Source organism: Parabacteroides sp. AM17-47, assembly GCF_003434625.1.
Classification (GTDB): domain Bacteria; phylum Bacteroidota; class Bacteroidia; order Bacteroidales; family Tannerellaceae; genus Parabacteroides; species Parabacteroides distasonis.
The window spans coordinates 165,113-183,015 of sequence record NZ_QTLI01000008.1 but is presented as its reverse complement, the minus strand read 5'-3'; the positions used below and the strand labels follow the sequence as shown (position 1 = coordinate 183,015).

General features: G+C 44.9%; 12 protein-coding genes. 9 read left to right on the top strand and 3 right to left on the bottom strand.

The genetic code is table 11. The features are described 5' to 3' along the window. Window positions 1-2: 2 nt before the first annotated feature. The 8 genes from DW205_RS08355 (at window position 3) to metH (ending at window position 9,472) form a co-directional block, all read left to right on the top strand. Window positions 3-1,271, top strand: a complete 1,269-nt coding sequence (locus tag DW205_RS08355) for a porin family protein (RefSeq protein ID WP_005865185.1) — start codon at window positions 3-5, stop codon at window positions 1,269-1,271. 55 nt (window positions 1,272-1,326) lie between these two features. Continuing rightward, the gene (locus DW205_RS08350; protein ID WP_005865187.1) at window positions 1,327-2,100 is read left to right on the top strand and encodes a hypothetical protein; all 774 of its coding nucleotides are present in this window, start codon (window positions 1,327-1,329) and stop codon (window positions 2,098-2,100) included. 128 nt (window positions 2,101-2,228) lie between these two features. Then, window positions 2,229-2,990 carry a hypothetical protein gene (locus DW205_RS08345; RefSeq protein ID WP_005865189.1) on the top strand — a complete coding sequence of 254 codons (762 nt, stop codon included), beginning with the start codon at window positions 2,229-2,231 and terminating at the stop codon, window positions 2,988-2,990. Between the two features lie 5 nt (window positions 2,991-2,995). Then, entirely contained in the window at window positions 2,996-3,745 is a 750-nt protein-coding gene (locus DW205_RS08340; RefSeq protein ID WP_008778525.1) for a hypothetical protein, read from the top strand. Between the two features lie 33 nt (window positions 3,746-3,778). Beyond that, entirely contained in the window at window positions 3,779-4,345 is a 567-nt protein-coding gene (locus DW205_RS08335) for a YIP1 family protein (protein WP_005865193.1), read from the top strand. Between the two features lie 14 nt (window positions 4,346-4,359). Continuing rightward, window positions 4,360-4,821 (top strand): SsrA-binding protein SmpB, encoded by a 462-nt coding sequence (smpB, locus tag DW205_RS08330; protein WP_005855460.1) that lies wholly within the window; start codon window positions 4,360-4,362, stop codon window positions 4,819-4,821. 6 nt (window positions 4,822-4,827) lie between these two features. Further along, window positions 4,828-5,787: a nucleoside recognition domain-containing protein gene (locus tag DW205_RS08325; protein ID WP_005865195.1), complete on the top strand. Its 960-nt coding sequence runs from the start codon at window positions 4,828-4,830 to the stop codon at window positions 5,785-5,787. Then, window positions 5,780-9,472, top strand: coding sequence for a methionine synthase (metH, locus tag DW205_RS08320; RefSeq protein WP_005865197.1), 3,693 nt, complete (start codon window positions 5,780-5,782; stop codon window positions 9,470-9,472). The genes DW205_RS08325 and metH overlap by 8 nt, the downstream gene beginning before the upstream one ends. Window positions 9,473-9,591: 119 nt before the next feature. Here metH and DW205_RS08315 read toward each other — a convergent pair whose 3' ends face one another. The 3 genes from DW205_RS08315 to DW205_RS08305 are packed head-to-tail and all read right to left on the bottom strand — an operon-like array spanning window position 9,592 to window position 15,902. Then, on the bottom strand, window positions 9,592-11,148 hold the full coding sequence (locus tag DW205_RS08315; protein WP_005865200.1) for a M81 family metallopeptidase: 1,557 nt from the start codon (window positions 11,146-11,148) through the stop codon (window positions 9,592-9,594). Window positions 11,149-11,182: 34 nt separating this feature from the next. Beyond that, window positions 11,183-12,694, bottom strand: a complete 1,512-nt coding sequence (locus DW205_RS08310; RefSeq protein ID WP_005865202.1) for a RagB/SusD family nutrient uptake outer membrane protein — start codon at window positions 12,692-12,694, stop codon at window positions 11,183-11,185. 13 nt (window positions 12,695-12,707) lie between these two features. After that, the gene (locus DW205_RS08305; protein WP_005865204.1) at window positions 12,708-15,902 is read right to left on the bottom strand and encodes a TonB-dependent receptor; all 3,195 of its coding nucleotides are present in this window, start codon (window positions 15,900-15,902) and stop codon (window positions 12,708-12,710) included. 905 nt (window positions 15,903-16,807) lie between these two features. Between DW205_RS08305 and DW205_RS08295 the strand changes: the two genes are divergently transcribed. Next, window positions 16,808-17,740 (top strand): site-specific integrase, encoded by a 933-nt coding sequence (locus DW205_RS08295; RefSeq protein ID WP_005865208.1) that lies wholly within the window; start codon window positions 16,808-16,810, stop codon window positions 17,738-17,740. The last annotated feature ends 163 nt before the right edge of the window (window positions 17,741-17,903 follow it).

Sequence of the window (17,903 nt, the reverse complement as noted above, 5' to 3'; positions counted from 1 at the left end):
AGATGAGTAAAAAGGAAAGAGATATATGGGATGACGCGATCCGATCGAAGCTAGAGGATTTCGAGATGGATACGCTACCCGGCGACTGGGAGGCTATAGCCGATCGATTGCCCGGAAAGGCTCCGGTTCCTTTGCGTCGTACGCTTCGCTACTGGGTTGCCGCCGCCGTGATCTCCTTATTGGTCGTATCGGGTGGTATCTATTTATATGACAGGGAGATGGAAGATCTACCTATAGCCCAAGAAATACAGTCTTCACAAGAGTCGACATCCGTGGATACCCCGGTTGTTCCGGTAGAGAAAACGATGGAGCAAGCACCCGTATTAGCGACTATTCCTGCTGCTGCGGTCGTGAAGGCAAAAGCGGCATCTGGAGCGGTTAAAGTGGGAGCTAAGGCTAGGATGGCAGCGTTCCGGCAAAATGTAGAGAGCGCAGAGGATCGGCCTATTTCTGAGTCGGAGGTAATGTCTGCTGATATACCGGCGAATGAGAAAGATACCGTTGAGCCGGAGGTTGAAAGGAATAATGATGAGATAGTTGTTCTCAAGAATGATGTACTTGTCGCGGATGCTACTCCTGTTGCTAAAAAGAAGCCGGAGAAGACTGCGTCCCGGAAATGGGGGTTCGGTATGGGAGGTGGAGGTCTTTCTATGGGCGCTGATAATCTGGTCCCTCAGTATGTGACGAATAGCAGCGTGCTTAAGAGTGAGAATCTGATGAGCTTAAATTCGTTCGATGCGGAGAAGAAAGATCCTGCTAAGACGGATATTCATCATAAGACGCCTATTGGGGTGGGGATCTCAATTAGTCGTTATTTGAATAATCGTTTTTCTTTGCAGACTGGATTAACTTATTCTTACTTAAGATCGGAGTGGAGTACGAATAATACGTATCATATAGAGAATGATCAGCGATTGCATTTTATAGGAATTCCATTATCATTGACTTATAAGATCGCGGAATGGAATCGTTTTATGTTTTACGCCTCAGCCGGAGGTATGGCGGAAGTGAATGTCGCTGGCAAACGTAGAATGAAATTATTCTCGGATGAGGTAGAGATCGCAAAGCAAAGTGAACATATTCGAATGAAAGAATGGCTATGGTCTGTAAATGCCCGTGCGGGTGTAAGTTATCCGATTATCCGTTTTGTAAGCGCTTTCGCTGAGGTGGGAGCCAGCTATTATTTTGATAATGGCAGCGAGATCGAAACCATCCATTCGGAGAAGCCGTTTAACATGAGCCTTCAGTTTGGATTTCGTTTTGGTTTTTAATACTCGATAGATTAACAGTGTAAATACAAATACTTAAAAATAGAAAAATTGAATTATGAAAGCATTTAAATTAATTGGAGCAGCGGCGGCTGCGTCATTATTGTTGTTGACCTCTTGTCTTGGAGAATCGAATAATACGGTGACTCGTGCCGGCTTTGGTGTCGCAGGTCTTTCTGAAAAGACATATAAAACGGTACTGAATACAAATATGGGAGCATTATACTCTCCGTCTTTATCGGCACAAGTAGTTGACGGAGCTTGTTACTTGATCAACTATGAATTAGACCTAAATTCTCCGGAGAATGCGAATGCGGCGACAAATGGTTATTTAACAGCGACAATCTCTGTGGCAGATGAGATAACAAAAGGACAGCCAGTCTTTTATAATGTGCCAGATTCGGCCAGCTTACTTCAGAATGAGATACCTGTAAAAAACCTATTTAGCAATGGCGACTATGGGGTGTATGTAGACGGTTATTTATTCTTCTTTATAACAATGGATATGTTTAAGGATCAGAAAAATTCTTATACTTTATATTGGGATCGTTCAAAGGAGCCTACTATGGTGGATAATGTCCCGACATATGACTTGTTCTTGCGTGTCGCTAAAGTAGCGGACGGAACAGGTTCTGCTGCATCATCCATAGGAGAAGTCCGTGCGTTTAATGTTAAGTCTGTATTGGAGTCTGTGAATAGCGCTGAGGCTAATAAAGATTCAAAGTCTTTTAATCTTAAGGTCAATTATCTAAATACGATTAATGAAAAAGATAGTACGGATTTGAAATGGGCTTCTTATACCGTTCTATTCCAAGTCGTGAAAAACTCATAAAGAAATTAGTATAGAAGTTGAGGGCGTACCGATAAGAAGATTATCGATACGCCCTATTTTTTTGCCGTTTTTTTTATGTATATGGGTAAAGATCGTATCTTTGCGTACTTTAAGAGGAGTATTGTGAAATGAGATACAAGAATTTAATAGGTTTTGTCTGGGTGGCGGTTATCATGGGTCTGTTTACCTCTTGCCTAAAAGACATAAATAACGTCTATAATCCGGGAACGACCGCCGCTGTGGTTCGTCAACATGGAGATAGCGCGTTGATGATGGCTAATACCCGGTTCGGTTGGATCTATTCGACGAAGCTGAGCTCATACTCAGAGGGTAAATGCTTGTTGGTGAGTTTTGATTATGATCCTAGCTTGCCGGAAAATACGGGTGCGGAACAAAAAGGGTATTATACGGTGACGATACAAGGGGAAACCGCCGTTAACCAGCAAAACGCTGAGAGTCCTCTTACGGATACGCATAAACTATTGACAAATGAGCAACCGATACTTGCGGTTAATCCGAACGACTCTGTTCTGTACGTCAAATTGGAAGATTATTTGTTTTTGCCTTCCGCCTGTTGGACAACAAAAGACCGGGCTTTAAATTGGCAACTGACTTATGATCCGACTCAACAACCAGTTGTTGAAAATCGGAAATCAATTTATTCCTTATATTTACGGGCTGCCGCTACGACCGGAAAGCCGGAGGACAAGGCAGAAGAGGCTATCGCGGTTATCAATGCCTTTAATCTGGGGAACTTTATCAAAGATATGCGAGAACAAGGTGGACGTGATGCGGATATGTATGTTCGGATTCATTATATCGATCAAATTAATCCGAAAGATAGTACCCAGTTTACATGGGGAGTAACAGATCCTTTACTTATAAACTAAAAAAGATGAGAAAGCGAATTTTATACGGCTTATTTTTATCCTTGTTTTTCTTAATGACCTCTTGTATGGGGGATGGAAGTAACTCCATCAATTATCATCGGGTAGGAGTGATACGTGAGAATCCTATGCGATGTATCTATACGGCAGATGATCAAGGGAATATCTTTATCGTCTCTTCCTCTGAGTTTGAGAACCGGACGGATTTGAAAGAGGGTGACTGTTGCGTGGTTGATTTCAAGACGAATTTTAGCGAGGAATTGGGCAATGGTGTTTACAACGCTGAGATTTATAAGTATGATTCGGTCGCTGTATGGCCTTTGCATGAGACATTAACTGATACTACGGTCGTATTGGACAAGGAGCGTCTGGTTACGCTGGACTTTAAGAAAAGTATTTATTTGGAAGGACGTTTCTTCTTGCAAACCCAACATATAAATCATCAGGTAGACCAAAAGGATATTTTCAATTTATCCTATAACCCTGATCAGGAGGTGGAAAAAGATGATGACGGACAACGGATCTATAACCTATATCTCCGGGTAACCCAAGAGGGGGGTACCGGCGATTCCACTAAATGGATCAATACGACCGCTTTTACGATCGATAAGTTTTTGGACCAAGCCAAAGCGATAGAGAGCAGGGAGGGGCAAAATGAGATAAACTTTAAAATAAATTATGCCGAACGCTATAATGCGGATACAACCGCATGTGTTTGGGGGGCTACCGACGTATTTACGTTGCGTTTTACGAATTAAATATATACTTTTGCTATTTAAAAGTAAACAGAGATGTATAAGGAGATATTTAGGTGGGTAATCGCTATCATCTCACAGCCAGCGAAGGCGTGGGTCTTGTTAGCGAAAAAAGGAGAGAAGCAGGAGGAGTTCTTATCCCGATTCGTGTATCCTTTGATCGGCTTCGTTACTGTTGCGGCTTTTCTGGGCGTATTGTTTACGCGGAAGGAGTTTGATTTAGAGCTGGCCTTGAAGTCGTCTATCCGGACATTGGTGTCCTCGTTCGGTGGTTTTTACCTCGGGGCTTATCTGATGAACGAGATATGGCAAGGTATATTTAAACGGGAGAAGGATTTGAAACTGTGGTTGCGCTTCGTCGGGTATTCCTCGTCGTTGATGTTCGCTTTGAATATCGTATTGATGTTGCTTCCCGAGTTTTTCTTCTTGCGGATATTTATCCTTTATACATTCTATATTGTTTGGGAAGGCGCTGGTCCGTATATGGGAGTCGAGGAGAAGATCCGCTTGAAGTTCGTAGGATTTACAACCGCCATTATATTACTGACTCCGGCAGTTATCGAGATTTTGTTATCGATGCTGATGCCCGGTTTGAGTTTTTGACAGAATAACACAAGATGAAGGAGAAGATTAGTAATAACATACAGATAAAGAATAAGCGGGCGACGTTCGACTACGAGTTGCTCGACACTTTTACGGCCGGGATCGTACTGACCGGAACGGAGATTAAATCGATCCGTTTAGGGAAGGCGAGTTTGGTAGATACGTTTTGTATCGTGGAAAAAGGGGAACTGTGGGTGAAGAATATGTACATCGCCGAATATTTTTACGGTACGTACAATAATCACAACGCACGGCGGGACCGGAAATTACTTCTTACCAAAAAGGAATTACGAAAGATCGAGGGTGCGGTTCGTGCTAGTGGTTTTACGATCGTTCCCACTCGTTTGTTTATCAATGAGAAAGGATTGGCGAAAGTAGTCGTCGCGATCGCACGAGGTAAAAAGGAATATGATAAGCGAGACTCCATCCGGGAACGTGACGACCGACGGGAGATGGATCGGGCTTTCAAACGATAAGTCGAGATGGAAACAGGGCAAGGCGTGATCGGTAGGGTTTGGGGATGTATCCTGAAAGCTCTGCCTAAAGCAGGCAAGACGTGTTTATGGCTGCTAAAGATTATTTTGCCTATTTCTTTATTGGTCCGTATATTGCAATATTCCGGAATATTAGGTCAGATCTCGGATTGGTTAGTGCCCGTGTTCTCGTTGGTGGGTCTGCCGGGGGAGACAGCCATTGTTTTTATAACCAGTATATTCTCCCCATTATATGCTCCGATCGCTTTGATCACCTCGATGTCTTTAGGAGTCCGTGAAGCTACGATATTAGCATTGATGTGCCTTACTTCCCATAATCTAATGGTAGAATCCTCCGTACAGGCAAAGACTGGGTCTTCTTTCTGGGAGATGACGCTGCTCCGTTTGATCATGAGTTTCGTGATCGCCTTTTCTTTGAATTGGGTAATGCCCCATGAAGGATGGGGACAGGTCGGGATCGCTCAAAGCGCGGCTGTATGCGATAATTGGTTGGAAGTATTCGTACTTTGGTTTACCAGCTCGATGAAGGTGGTGATTTCTATTTTGATAATTGTTACGGCTTTAATGATCCTTCATTATATATTGGAAGAGTTTAATCTAATGAAAGGATTGTCCTCGGTCTTTTCTCCACTGATGCGATTATTTGGCTTGCCTCAAGATGCCGCTTTTTTGTGGTTGGTAGGTAATGTGGTTGGACTGGCTTATGGCGGGGCTATTATGGTAGAGCAAATGGAGCAGAGGAAGTTGTCTTACGGTGACGGCAACTTGCTGAACCATCATTTGGCCGTGTGCCATTCCCTGTTGGAAGATACGATCATCTTTGCCGCGATAGGGGTACCCGTTCTTTGGGTGGTGCCTACCCGTCTGTTTTTCGCCATCGTTGTGGTATGGATCCTCCGGGGATATAGTTATATGTACGCAAGAAAGGTAAAACATATTTATGAATAAGGAACGATTTCTGCGACTCTTGAATGAGCGCATTTTGATCTTGGATGGTGGTATGGGTACCATGATCCAAAGTTTCAAACTAAACGAACAAGATTACCGAGGCGAACGTTTCGCCGATTTTCCGGGACAGTTGAAGGGGAACAATGATTTATTGTGTATCACCCGCCCGGATGTAATCCAGTCTATTCATCGTCAGTATTTGGATGCGGGAGCGGATATCTTCGCTACGAATACGTTTAATGCGAATGCTATTTCCATGGCAGATTATGCGATGGAGGCCTATGTACGTGAGATAAATCTGGCCGCCGGCCGATTGTCGAGGGAAGTGGCGGATACCTATATGGCAGAGCATCCGGATCGTACGATCTTCGTGGCCGGATCGATCGGTCCTACCAATAAGACAGCTTCCATGAGTCCGGATGTAAGCGATCCCGCTTATCGTGCCGTAACTTATAAAGATTTGTATAATGCCTACAAGGAGCAAGTCGAGGGACTTGTTGATGGCGGGGTGGATATCATCCTTTTCGAGACTACTTTCGATACGTTGAACGTAAAAGCGGGATTGGAAGCGGCTGAGGTCGTGTTGAAAGAGAAAGAAAAAGACCTGCCGATTATGTTGTCTTTGACTTTGTCTGCGCAAGGTGGACGAACATTTTCCGGACAGACTTTATTGGCCTTCTTAGCTTCCATACAGCATACACATATTGTTTCGGTTGGCTTAAACTGCTCTTTCGGAGCGGCGGATATGAAGCCCTATTTACAAGAGTTGGCGAAGTATGCCCCCTATTATATCAGCGCTTATCCGAACGCCGGATTGCCGAATAGTTTTGGTACCTATGACGAGACGCCGGATAAAATGGCCCAACATGTGAAGCCTTTTGTGGAAGAGGGATTAGTGAACATTATCGGAGGCTGTTGCGGAACGACTCCAGCGCATATCTCCCGGTATCCGGAGTTGGTGAAAGGAGCTAAACCGCATATCCCGGCTTTGAAACCGGATTGCCTGTGGCTGTCGGGCTTGGAACTGCTGGAGGTGAAACCGGAGAATAATTTCGTGAACGTGGGAGAGCGTTGTAATGTGGCCGGTTCTCGGAAATTCTTACGCTTGATAAAAGAAGGCAGTTATGAGGAAGCGTTGACGATCGCTCGTAAGCAAGTGGAGGATGGCGCCCAAGTGATCGATATCAATATGGACGATGGTATGTTGGATGCCGTGAAAGAAATGAAGACATTCTTAAACTTGATCGCCTCCGAACCGGATATTGCCCGTGTACCCGTCATGATCGATTCTTCTAAATGGGAAGTGATCGAGGAAGGCTTGATGTGCGTGCAAGGAAAGAGCATCGTGAATTCCATCTCCTTGAAAGAAGGAGAGGAGGTCTTCCTTAAACATGCCGCCCGTATTAAGCAACTGGGTGCGGCTGCGGTCGTGATGGCTTTCGACGAGAAGGGGCAGGCGGATACCTATGAAAGAAAGATTGAGATTTGTGAACGGGCCTATCGCCTATTGATCGAGAAGATCGATTTCAATCTCCAAGATATTATTTTTGACCCGAACGTATTGGCGATCGCTACCGGTATGGAGGAACATAATGGCTATGGTCTGGCGTTTATCCGTGCCGTTGAATGGATCAAGAAGAACTTGCCGGGTGCGAAGGTGAGTGGTGGTGTAAGTAATTTATCTTTCTCTTTCCGGGGGAACAATCATGTACGCGAGGCTATGCATTCCGTATTTCTATATCATGCGATTGGGAAGGGGATGGATATGGGTATCGTGAATCCGTCTACCTCCGTACTTTATGAGGATATAGAGCCGGAGTTCCGTACCTTGTTGGAAGACGTGATCTTGGCACGCCGTCCGGAAGCTGCCGAGGAATTAATTACTTATGCTCAAAATTTACATGTTCAAGCTTCCGGAGAAACTCCGGAGAAGCATGAGGCTTGGCGTGAGCTTTCATTGAAGGAGCGTTTGGAGCATGCCTTAATTAAAGGGATCGGAGACTATTTGGAGGATGATTTACAAGAAGCCTTGCGGACTTATTCGCATGCCGTGGATATAATTGACGGTCCGTTAATGAGCGGAATGAATAAGGTCGGCGAGTTATTCGGTGCCGGAAAGATGTTTCTCCCTCAAGTCGTGAAGACCGCACGTACGATGAAAAAGGCCGTGGCTATTTTACAACCGGCCATTGAATCTGAAAAGAAAGCTTCCGGCTCTGCGAAGGCCGGTAAAGTGATTTTCGCTACGGTAAAAGGGGATGTACATGATATCGGTAAGAATATCGTCTCTATCGTATTGTCTTGTAATAACTACGAGGTGATTGATTTAGGGGTAATGGTTCCCGCAGATGTGATCATAAAGAAAGCGATCGAGGAGAAACCGGATCTGGTTTGCTTATCCGGCCTGATAACCCCTTCTTTAGAAGAGATGGCGCATGTTGCGGACGAGATGCAGAAAGCGGGACTTACGATTCCTATGATGGTGGGTGGCGCTACGACCTCCAAATTGCATACGGCGGTGAAGATCGCTCCGCATTATGATTATCCGGTGATTCATGTGCTGGATGCCTCACAGAATCCGTTGATCGCCGCCAAACTATTGAATCCAGATACCCGTGACGCTTATATCAGGGAGTTGGAACAAGAACAAGAAGCCTTGCGTGCCTCTTTAGGGCAGAAGAAAGAGACCTTGGCTTCTCTTTCAGAGGCTCGTAAGCATCCGATAGAAATAGATTGGACCGGGTATACACCGGTTGTTCCGGCCCGGATGGGGGTACATGTTATCCCTTATATCCCCTTGGAAGAAGTGATTCCTTATATCCACTGGACCTTCTTTTTTAGCGCATGGAAATTGAATGGCCGTTTCTCGGAAATCTCCCAGATACATGGTTGCGATTCTTGTCGTGCCTCTTGGTTGGCCGGATTCCCGGAAAAAGATCGTGCGAAGGCTACCGAGGCGATGCAATTATACAAGGATGCTGTTAGGTTATTGGATCGGCTGGTCAATATGAAGGTTGAATATTGTAAAGCGATTTACGGATTTTTCTCAGCGAATAGTGAAGGGGATACGATCCGAATGGGTGATATAGCGCTGCCTTTATTACGTCAGCAAGTAAAAAAAGAGGAAAATATTTATAAATGTCTTTCCGATTATGTAATACCGGTTTCCGAGGAGCGAACTGATTATGTAGGGGCGTTTGTCGTTACCGCTGGAGCTGGCGCTGATTGTTTGAAGGATAAATTTGAGGAAGAAGGCGATACCTATAATTCAATGTTGCTGCAAACCTTGACCGATCGCCTAGCGGAAGCTACAGCCGAATATCTTCATGAGAAAGTACGTAAAGAATATTGGGGATATGCTAAAGACGAATCCTTGTCTATCCCGGATCTTTACAAGGTGAAATACCAAGGAATCCGTCCGGCTATCGGTTACCCTTCTCTACCGGATCAATTATTGAATTTCACATTGGATGGATTGCTCGATATGTCGCGAATTGGTGTTTCGTTAACCGAGAATGGTGCCATGTATCCTACGGCTTCGGTTAGTGGGATTTATATTGCCCATCCCTCTTCTCAATATTTCATGATCGGTTCTATCGATGAGGAGCAGATGAGAGATTATGCGAGCCGCCGGAATTTAACGGAGGAGCAAGTCCGAAAGTTATTGAGTAGGAATATAGGATAATTTAGTAGCATCACTGCAACCCGGGTTGCAGTGATGCTGCAATGCCTGTGCAGCAATACTGCAACACCTATTGCAGTAACACTGCATAGGCATTGCAGTAAAAAATCGATCAATACGATCTATCTGCCATAGTAATGCTTGGCGGAAGGAACCATGATAACGTTCAATTCCGGATCAGCCATGTCTGGATCGATCGGGAACATCGGTCTCACGATATTCTTATAGGGAAGCTTCTTGAAGTCCTGATCCACGCCTCCCCTTGTAAAAGCCATCACCCAATCCGCTTGTATATTGTACCATTGGGTTACAAGGTAACCCTGTTTAACCATTACGATATCCATTTCCTTCGGGTCAATTCCTGAACCCTCTAGGTTTGGAGTGGGAGACGATGTGCCTACTACCACATAAACGCTTCCGGTCTTTACGATAGCGATATCTCTTTTCCGTCTCCATGATTCCGCGTTCTTGTCTTCTTCCGGACTGACATAAACCACGGTACCCGACAATTTCACGGGACCTTCGTAGGAATTATCGACCATGGCACCTACCATGCCTTCTACGTGTCCGCCTACGCCGACCTTACGTGCCTGCTTAACCACTTCTTCTCCCGGGATGGAGCAATAAAGAACGCTCTTTCCCTTATCAGTCTGGAATTCCGGACGCTTCAAGAGTCTCGCCAAAGTCCAAGTGACCTCGCCTGAGCCGCCTCCGCCGGGATTATCTCCCATATCACTGATAAAGAAAGGCTTCTTTTTGCTTGCTATTGCCAAATCGATACATTTCTCGAGCGAATATCCCGGAGCTTCCAGCGAGAACTGCTTACGGACATCCCAGAATTTCTGGGCGAGTTTCTTCGCCCCGGCTTTTACCTGTTCCTCATCGTCACCGTAAACCATCACGGTTCCTTGGTTCCGTGGGTTGTCTCCCCAAACATAACCGATCCAGATCCCTGCGTCTATCACTCCGGGCATGGCTTCAACCTCGGGAACCAATGCGTACAGCGATTTCGCAGGCTCGACACGGGTACTCGACCATTCGCCGGAAACTAGGACAGGAACAGCAACCCATGCCTTGTATGCCGGACGTCCTTTCCCCGACTCAAGACGTTCCAACAAATTGACGACCCCTCGCCGATGTGATTCGCGAGAATCCGCATGCGGTGCTTGACGATAAGTCGTAATCAAATCGGAGTTGAGAGCTACCAACCAAGACGTATTTCCGTGAAGGTCCATCGTGGTGGTAGTCAAGACATCGTTTCCGATCAAGCTACGCACCTTCTCCATGAATTCGCCCTCGGGATCGGCTACGCCTTCCACGCTACAAGCTCCGTGGTTATAAAACCAGAAAGCGTCATAGGGCATATTGGCCTTGATCATCTCCAATGTTTTTTCCACAAATGCGTCGTACGATTCTTTTGTCACGGGGCCTCTTCCACCGCCATAGCCAATCTGCGTGGGAAGCCAAGTGGCCGCCTGTCCCATTGCGGAGTCAGGGCTGAGATAGTCCGGCATTCTTACGGGGTGTCCTACGAGCGGCTGCCTATTCGGGACGAACACGCTGTTTTCTATCTGTATACCGGCAATACCGATACGAGGTTTTTTCTTCTGTCCAAAGACCTCTCCAACGAACGATACGGCCAAGAGACAGATTCCGAGCAATACTAAATTCCTATTCATACTATTATGATTTTTGCGAATTGTTATTTCCTTATTAATTAGTTATTAAACCGTCACTAATATCAATCTCGGTTTGAGGTATAGGCAATACTTCCGCACCGGCGCTGAAAGGAGTCTTAGCTCCAAATTCCGCCTTCTTGGTTCCGTTAAATACTTTCTCGCCCCATCCTACACGTACCACGTCAAAGAACCGGAAACCTTCCATTCCAAACTCCAGATGACGCTCGTTCATGATGTCTTCAAACAATTGGCTTCCTGTATGGTTTTTAGGAGCCAAGTTGACATGGCTTCTTACCTCATTCAGATACTTTTGCGCATTAGCGATATCGCCGCTGAAATAGCAAGCCTCGGCATAGTTCAAATATACCTCCGCGAGGCGGATAAGCCTGAGGTTCGTGGGTTGATTATTTCCCCGATTCTCCTCTCTTTGCCCGGGCGCGAGATATAGTTTGCGATTGTACCAACCGGTTCGGTCGTCCGTAACGGGTGCCACATCGCCTTTGGCCGCGGTCTCGATCTCTATGGCCTCTTCCGTGGAAAGGAGAGTGGTCTTCTTTCGTATGATATCCCCCTCGGCATCATAAGCGTCTGCCAAGGCCTGTGTAGGTTGTGCGCAACCGAAGCCGATCGTCATGTTTCGGGGCATAGACATCAGCACGTGACGGTTGCCGTTATTAACGCCATACCCGCTTTGGGTTGTGGAGGTATACATATTTACTTCAAGGATTGAAGAAGAGCAGTGCTCGCCGTCCAGTGAGAATTGCCAAGCGTAATCCTCCGGAGCGACCAAGCTATACTCACCCCCGCACTCATTCTGGAATTTCTCGAATGCCTTTTTTACCTCATCGTATTTTTTCTCATACAGATAAATACGTGTTTGCATGGCGATGGCCGCGCCTTTGGTAATCCTTCCCGCATAGCTTGACTCGTAGTTAGCCACCTCACTTTTCTTAGGTAATACGCTAACCGCATCGTTTAGGTCTTGCTCGATAACCGAGTATATCTCTTCGACAGACGCACGTCCGAGTCTCTCATGATCGAGATCCAAGACTCCCGTATAGCAAGGAACACCACCAAAGGTTTTCACAAGCTCGAAATAAGTATAGGCGCGAATAAACTTGGCCTCACCGATCATCTGTTCCCTGTTATATTTCGAGAATAGGGCATCGTCTGCCATTTCCATATCCCGTATAAACAAATTGGCCTTATTAATACATTGGTAAGAATACCGATATTTGTTCAAGATCTCGGTATGATCCGCTTGATACTGATAATTCTCCAGCAACGTGAAGGTTTGTGCGTCGTTCGAAGAACCGCTGTAGGTCGCGTCATTCGACAACACGTCGCCGAAACATTGCATTGACCATGTGTAACGGAAGTCCTTCATGACGGAATAGACAGCGGTCAGACGCAAGAAAGCTTGTCTTTCCTCTGATATCTCTCCAGCCTCCGGACTTCCTAACGGAGCTAAATCCAAATCTGCACAACTGCTGAATCCTGTTAAAATCGCTAGTACGATTCCTATGATATATTTGTTTTTAAACATGACATTATAAATTTTAAAAAGTAACATTAATACCTCCGGTGAATGAAATGTTCTGAGGATAGATACCGTAATCTATGCCTCTAGACAAAGAGCTGGACTGACCCACTTCCGGATCCATACCCGAGTAACTGGATATCGTAAACAAGTTCTGGCCGCTTACATAAAAACGTACTTTTTGTAGTTTTATCCTCTGCGTGAGAGAAGCGGGCAGGGTATAACCTAGCTGGGCGTTTCTCAAGCGGAAATAAGTCCCGTTTTCTACGTACATGTCCGAGAAGCGGTCATTGTCGTTTACGTCCGTAGCCGTCAGGCGAGGGATGTCCGTATTTGTATTATTTGGCGTCCAATAGTTCATTAACGCTCTATCCTTGTTCGTTATATCGTTCGGGAAGTAGGTGTAATAACGCATCGCGTTGAATATCTGATTACCGATTGTTCCACCAAACTGCAAATTGAGGTCGAAGCCTTTCCACGCCATACCCATGTTGATACCGTATATGATATCCGGAATAGGATTACCGATCATGCATCTATCACTTGAGTCTAACTTGCCATCGCCATTCGTATCTACGAACAATACATCGCCCAATTCGGCATTAGGTTGGAAATCCGCCCGCTTAACGGCATTCAACTGTTCCTGTGTTTGGATAAGCCCGTCTGTCTTATAGCCCCAGAACGCGCCGATAGGCATACCTTCATTCGTATAGGTGAGGTACATGCTTCCGTTTCGGAATGGTCCATCGGAGATTGGTGTGCCACCATTCAATTTCGTCATGCGGTTACGGATGGTCGACATATTTACTCCCACGTTGTATTCGAAACCGCTTTCGGTCTTGTCTCTCCACTCGAGATTCATCTCGATACCGCGGTTGTTCGCCTCGCCGATATTGGTGTAGGTGTTGCTGGCATATCCCATATAGATAGGCATAGGAGCGGCCAGCAGCATGTCCTTCGTTGTCTTGTAATAATACTCGAAGCTGAAGACCATGCGGGTGTTAAAGAAGCTTGCGTCAAGACCGATATTCAGAGATTCCGTGGTCTCCCATTTAATATCCGGATTGCCCAATCTGCTCACGGCAATACCTTGATACAAGGTCTCATTCTCTCTCGCTCCGAATAAAGCACCGTATTGCGTACTCAATGACAGCAAACTACGATCCACATAATTGGTGATATTCTGATTTCCGATCTGTCCCCAACCCCCGCGGAGTTTCAAGGAGGAAACCCATTCGGCGTTCAATTTCTGGAAGAACGGTTCGTTGTCGATTCTCCAACCTAGAGCGAACGAGGGGAAGTTACCCCAGCGATTCTTGGAAGAGAATTTAGAGGAGCCGTCTCGCCGGAAAGTGGCTGTAATAAGGTATTTGTTATTGTAATCGTAGTGTAGGCGGCCCAGATAAGACATCAAACCATATTCCGTAGCGCTATTGCTGGCCGTGGTCTTGTTCTTGTCCAGCGTAGCGTCTATATAATGCAGGTTATCCGACTCTCCGATAAGATCTCTCGCATTTACGCTCAAGGTTTCCTGCTTACCCCATTCATTGGTATAACCTACGAGAGCGGATATGGAGTGCTTCTCGGCAAACGTTTTCTCATACGAAAGGGTATTCTCGAACGTATAGTAATGCCCTTTGGTCTGCGACTTCGATAAACTACTCTCTAAATTTCTTTGGCTTGAGGATACCTCATAGACAGGCGAGAAGGTTTTATTGTCTACCCTTCTGATTTCCGCTCCGAAGCTACTCTTGAACTTCAATCCTTTTATAATCTGCCATTCCCCATACATATTGCCGATGAAAGCAAGTTTCTCCCGTTGATTATCCCGATACATGATACTTGCCAATGGGTTATAGTAGTCAATATAAGGAGAGTAACCATATGAACCGTCTGCGTTTTGGGCGGGAGTTACCGGATCCAAACGGATTGCGTTACTTACGACACCATAGTCGGAGTCGTACACATTACTACTGTTGCGCTCGCTAATACTTGCGTCGGTAGATCTTGCGATCGACGCGTTGGTACCCACTACCAAATGATCTTTGAGCACCGTTTTTTCCGTGCTTTGACGGACACTGAACCGTTCGTAGTTGGATTTCTTGATCGTTCCATCTTGGTTTATATAGTTCAAGCCCAGATTGAATTTATAGTCGTTCTCTTTACCACCGCTTATGCCGACACTGTAATTATGCATAAAGGCCGTATGCGTAATCTCGTCCATCCAATTGGTGGAAACATTACGATTGACAAGGGCCAAATTGATGGGAACGCTCCTCACTGTGTTCAACTGCTCCTGATAGTCGTACCATTCCGGACCTGACATCAAATCGAGATTATTCAATATTTTGTTCATACCCCAATACGCGTCGAGCGTAACGGTGGTTTTTCCAGCGGCGCCTTTTTTCGTAGTGATAAGGATTACGCCGTTCGCGCCACGGGAACCGTAGATAGCGGAAGCGGAAGCGTCTTTAAGCACCTCCATAGACTGTATATCCGATGTGTTCAGGTAGTTTATATCCGTCACGGGCATCCCATCCACGACGAACAATGGTTCTGCGTCGTTTACCGTACCGACACCTCTGATACGGATCGTGGCGGCGGAACCCGGAGATCCGGAACTGGAAGTGACGGATACACCGGTAGCCAAACCTTGTAATGCGGTAGAAACATTGGCCACTGCTTGGCGAGCGATTTTCTCCTCGCTCACGGACGAGATAGCCCCCGTGATATCACTTTTCTTCATCGTACCGTAGCCAATCACTACCACCTCATCCAACTTTTGTGTGTCCTCTTGCAAGGAGATGCTTAAAACCGATTTATTGCCTACCGGAATCTCCTGGTTCATATAACCGATATAGGACACTTGCAAAATAGCGTCTTTGGCTACTTCCAACGTGAATTTTCCATCTATATCCGTTATTGTCCCGTTTGTTGTCCCTTTTACCATCACATTGGCGCCAATTATCGGCATACCGGTAGCATCAATCACGGTTCCGGTGATCTGACGGGTGTTTTGTTGCGGGGTGGATACGATTGATGGTTTCTCTATAATCTTGATGTCGCTTTTAATGCGCATGTTTGGGGAGTGTACGGAAGCGTATACACCTGTGGTAAAAATAAATAGCGGGATTGAGGTTAACTTCATGACTCTGCCCAATTTAGTTTTTGTGTTTAATCGGGGGTTAGGATTCCCCTTACAAATTTCATTCATACATTTGTAATGTTTTAGTGTTAGTATTAATTGATTTAAAGGCGTTTAGAAACTTGTTTGGCTGGATTATATAGCCATATCTTCCAGCCAGTTTCCTTGCTAGATATGGTTCATGATGGCTCCTGTTTCATAGGCTCTCCTTTCTTTAAGATTAACTTTAGTAAACTGAATATGTTTATTTGGTTGTTTGGTTTGCAATATTCGTGAAAAAAAACGACACCTGCAAGCAAGTCTCTGCTAATTTAATATTGTGTATTCAATCGATAGAAGTCATTAATACGGCTTAATTATGTCAATTTGTCATTTCTCTCTCCTTCTGCTTCTTGTATTTGAGATAGGATAGGGTGTGTGTTTATTATATGCGATTCTCTGGTAGTTAAGCCCTGACGAATAGAATGTGTATGAAGGAAAATACTTGCAGTTTGCCTTCTTTTTATCAATATCCGCCGAATTATTATATCTCTTGTTTCAGAAAACTAATAAATGCCTCCTGAATGATATTTGAAAATCAGTCGACTTTTTTGCCGTTCTAGAGCGCAAAGGCTCTATATAGTCTCGTTTTTCAGTGTACAAAAGATTGAGATTAGGAGTAGATCCCAGCTAAATTAGAGCAAGTGCCGGATAATCCGAACTAGATGCCGGGTAGATGTCGGTTATCTGACGGGAAATAGAAATTATAAGCCGACTAAATACATACAAGTTTAGGATATATCCTAAAAAATGTGCTGTTTTGGGTACTAAATTCCATAATAATCGGTTTAAAAGTAACTGTTTTGAAAAAGTCTGTGTTTGAAATATGTTTAAGAAGTTAACATTATGATAGTGTTTCGGTAATTCTTTTTGCATTCAGATAGTATGGTTACATTTGTCTATTCATTTCAAATATTATTAAAAAACAGAGAGATATGGATGAGAAAGGATTCGTGGAAGGGGTGAGAAGGTATATGTCCCAGTTACGAGAGGAAAAGCGTTATTCCTCCGCCAAAAGTTATCAGGATGCGTTGAACTCCTTTATAAAGTATAGTGGAACAGAGAACATTTCCTATTCGGATATCAATAAGGCCAATCTTCACCGATATGAGGCTTATTTGTTGGAAAACGATTGCATGCGTAATACGGTCTCCACGTATATCCGCCGTTTGCGTTGTATTTATAACAAGGCGGTGGAGAATGGTGATGCGGAATATATCCCCGGTTTGTTCCAAGGAGTTTTTACGGGAGTGGAGAGTAAGCGCAAGAAATCCCTATCCTTAGAGAACCAACATAAGTTGATGACGGTGAAGGTAGAGAGTGAGGTGCTAAGGGAGACACAACTGGTCGTTTGTTTGTTGTTTCAGTATGCAGGAATGTCGTTCGTGGACTTCGCCCACCTAAAAGAAAGGAATATCAAAAACGGGATATTGGACTATAATCGGCAGAAGACAGGCACACCGATGAGACTGGAAATCTTGGATACGGCAGAATTGATGCGCAAGGAATTAATGGGTGACAAGAAGCCGGCCTCAGGCTATTTATTCCCTTTTTTGAGTGGAACGAAGACGGGCTATGAGGCATATCTCGAATACAATGCGGCCCTATCCCGATTCAATCGAAATTTGAAGGCGTTGAAAAAGGCCGCTGGAATAGCATCGGATGTTACTTCTTATACGATCCGCCATTCCTTTGCCATGGCATTGAAAGAGCAAAATGTCCCTATAGAAATGATCAGTGAATTATTGGGGCATAAGTCTATCAAGACCACCCAGATTTATCTGAGAAGTTTCTCTTTAGAAAAAATGACAGAGGTGAATAGCACTTGCTTTGGTTGTGTCTATAATTATGTGTCGAAAGTGGGATGAGGCTACTTAGTGAGTAGCGTTTGTTTCACGCCGCAAATGTAGTAAAAAATAACAAAAAACAAGCAATCATTAGGGTTTGTTTGTGTTTCCAGTTGGATTCTCGTTAAATCTTCGTTCTTATTTCTGATGTATAGACATGGCAATAGAGACGAAATGGCCTCGT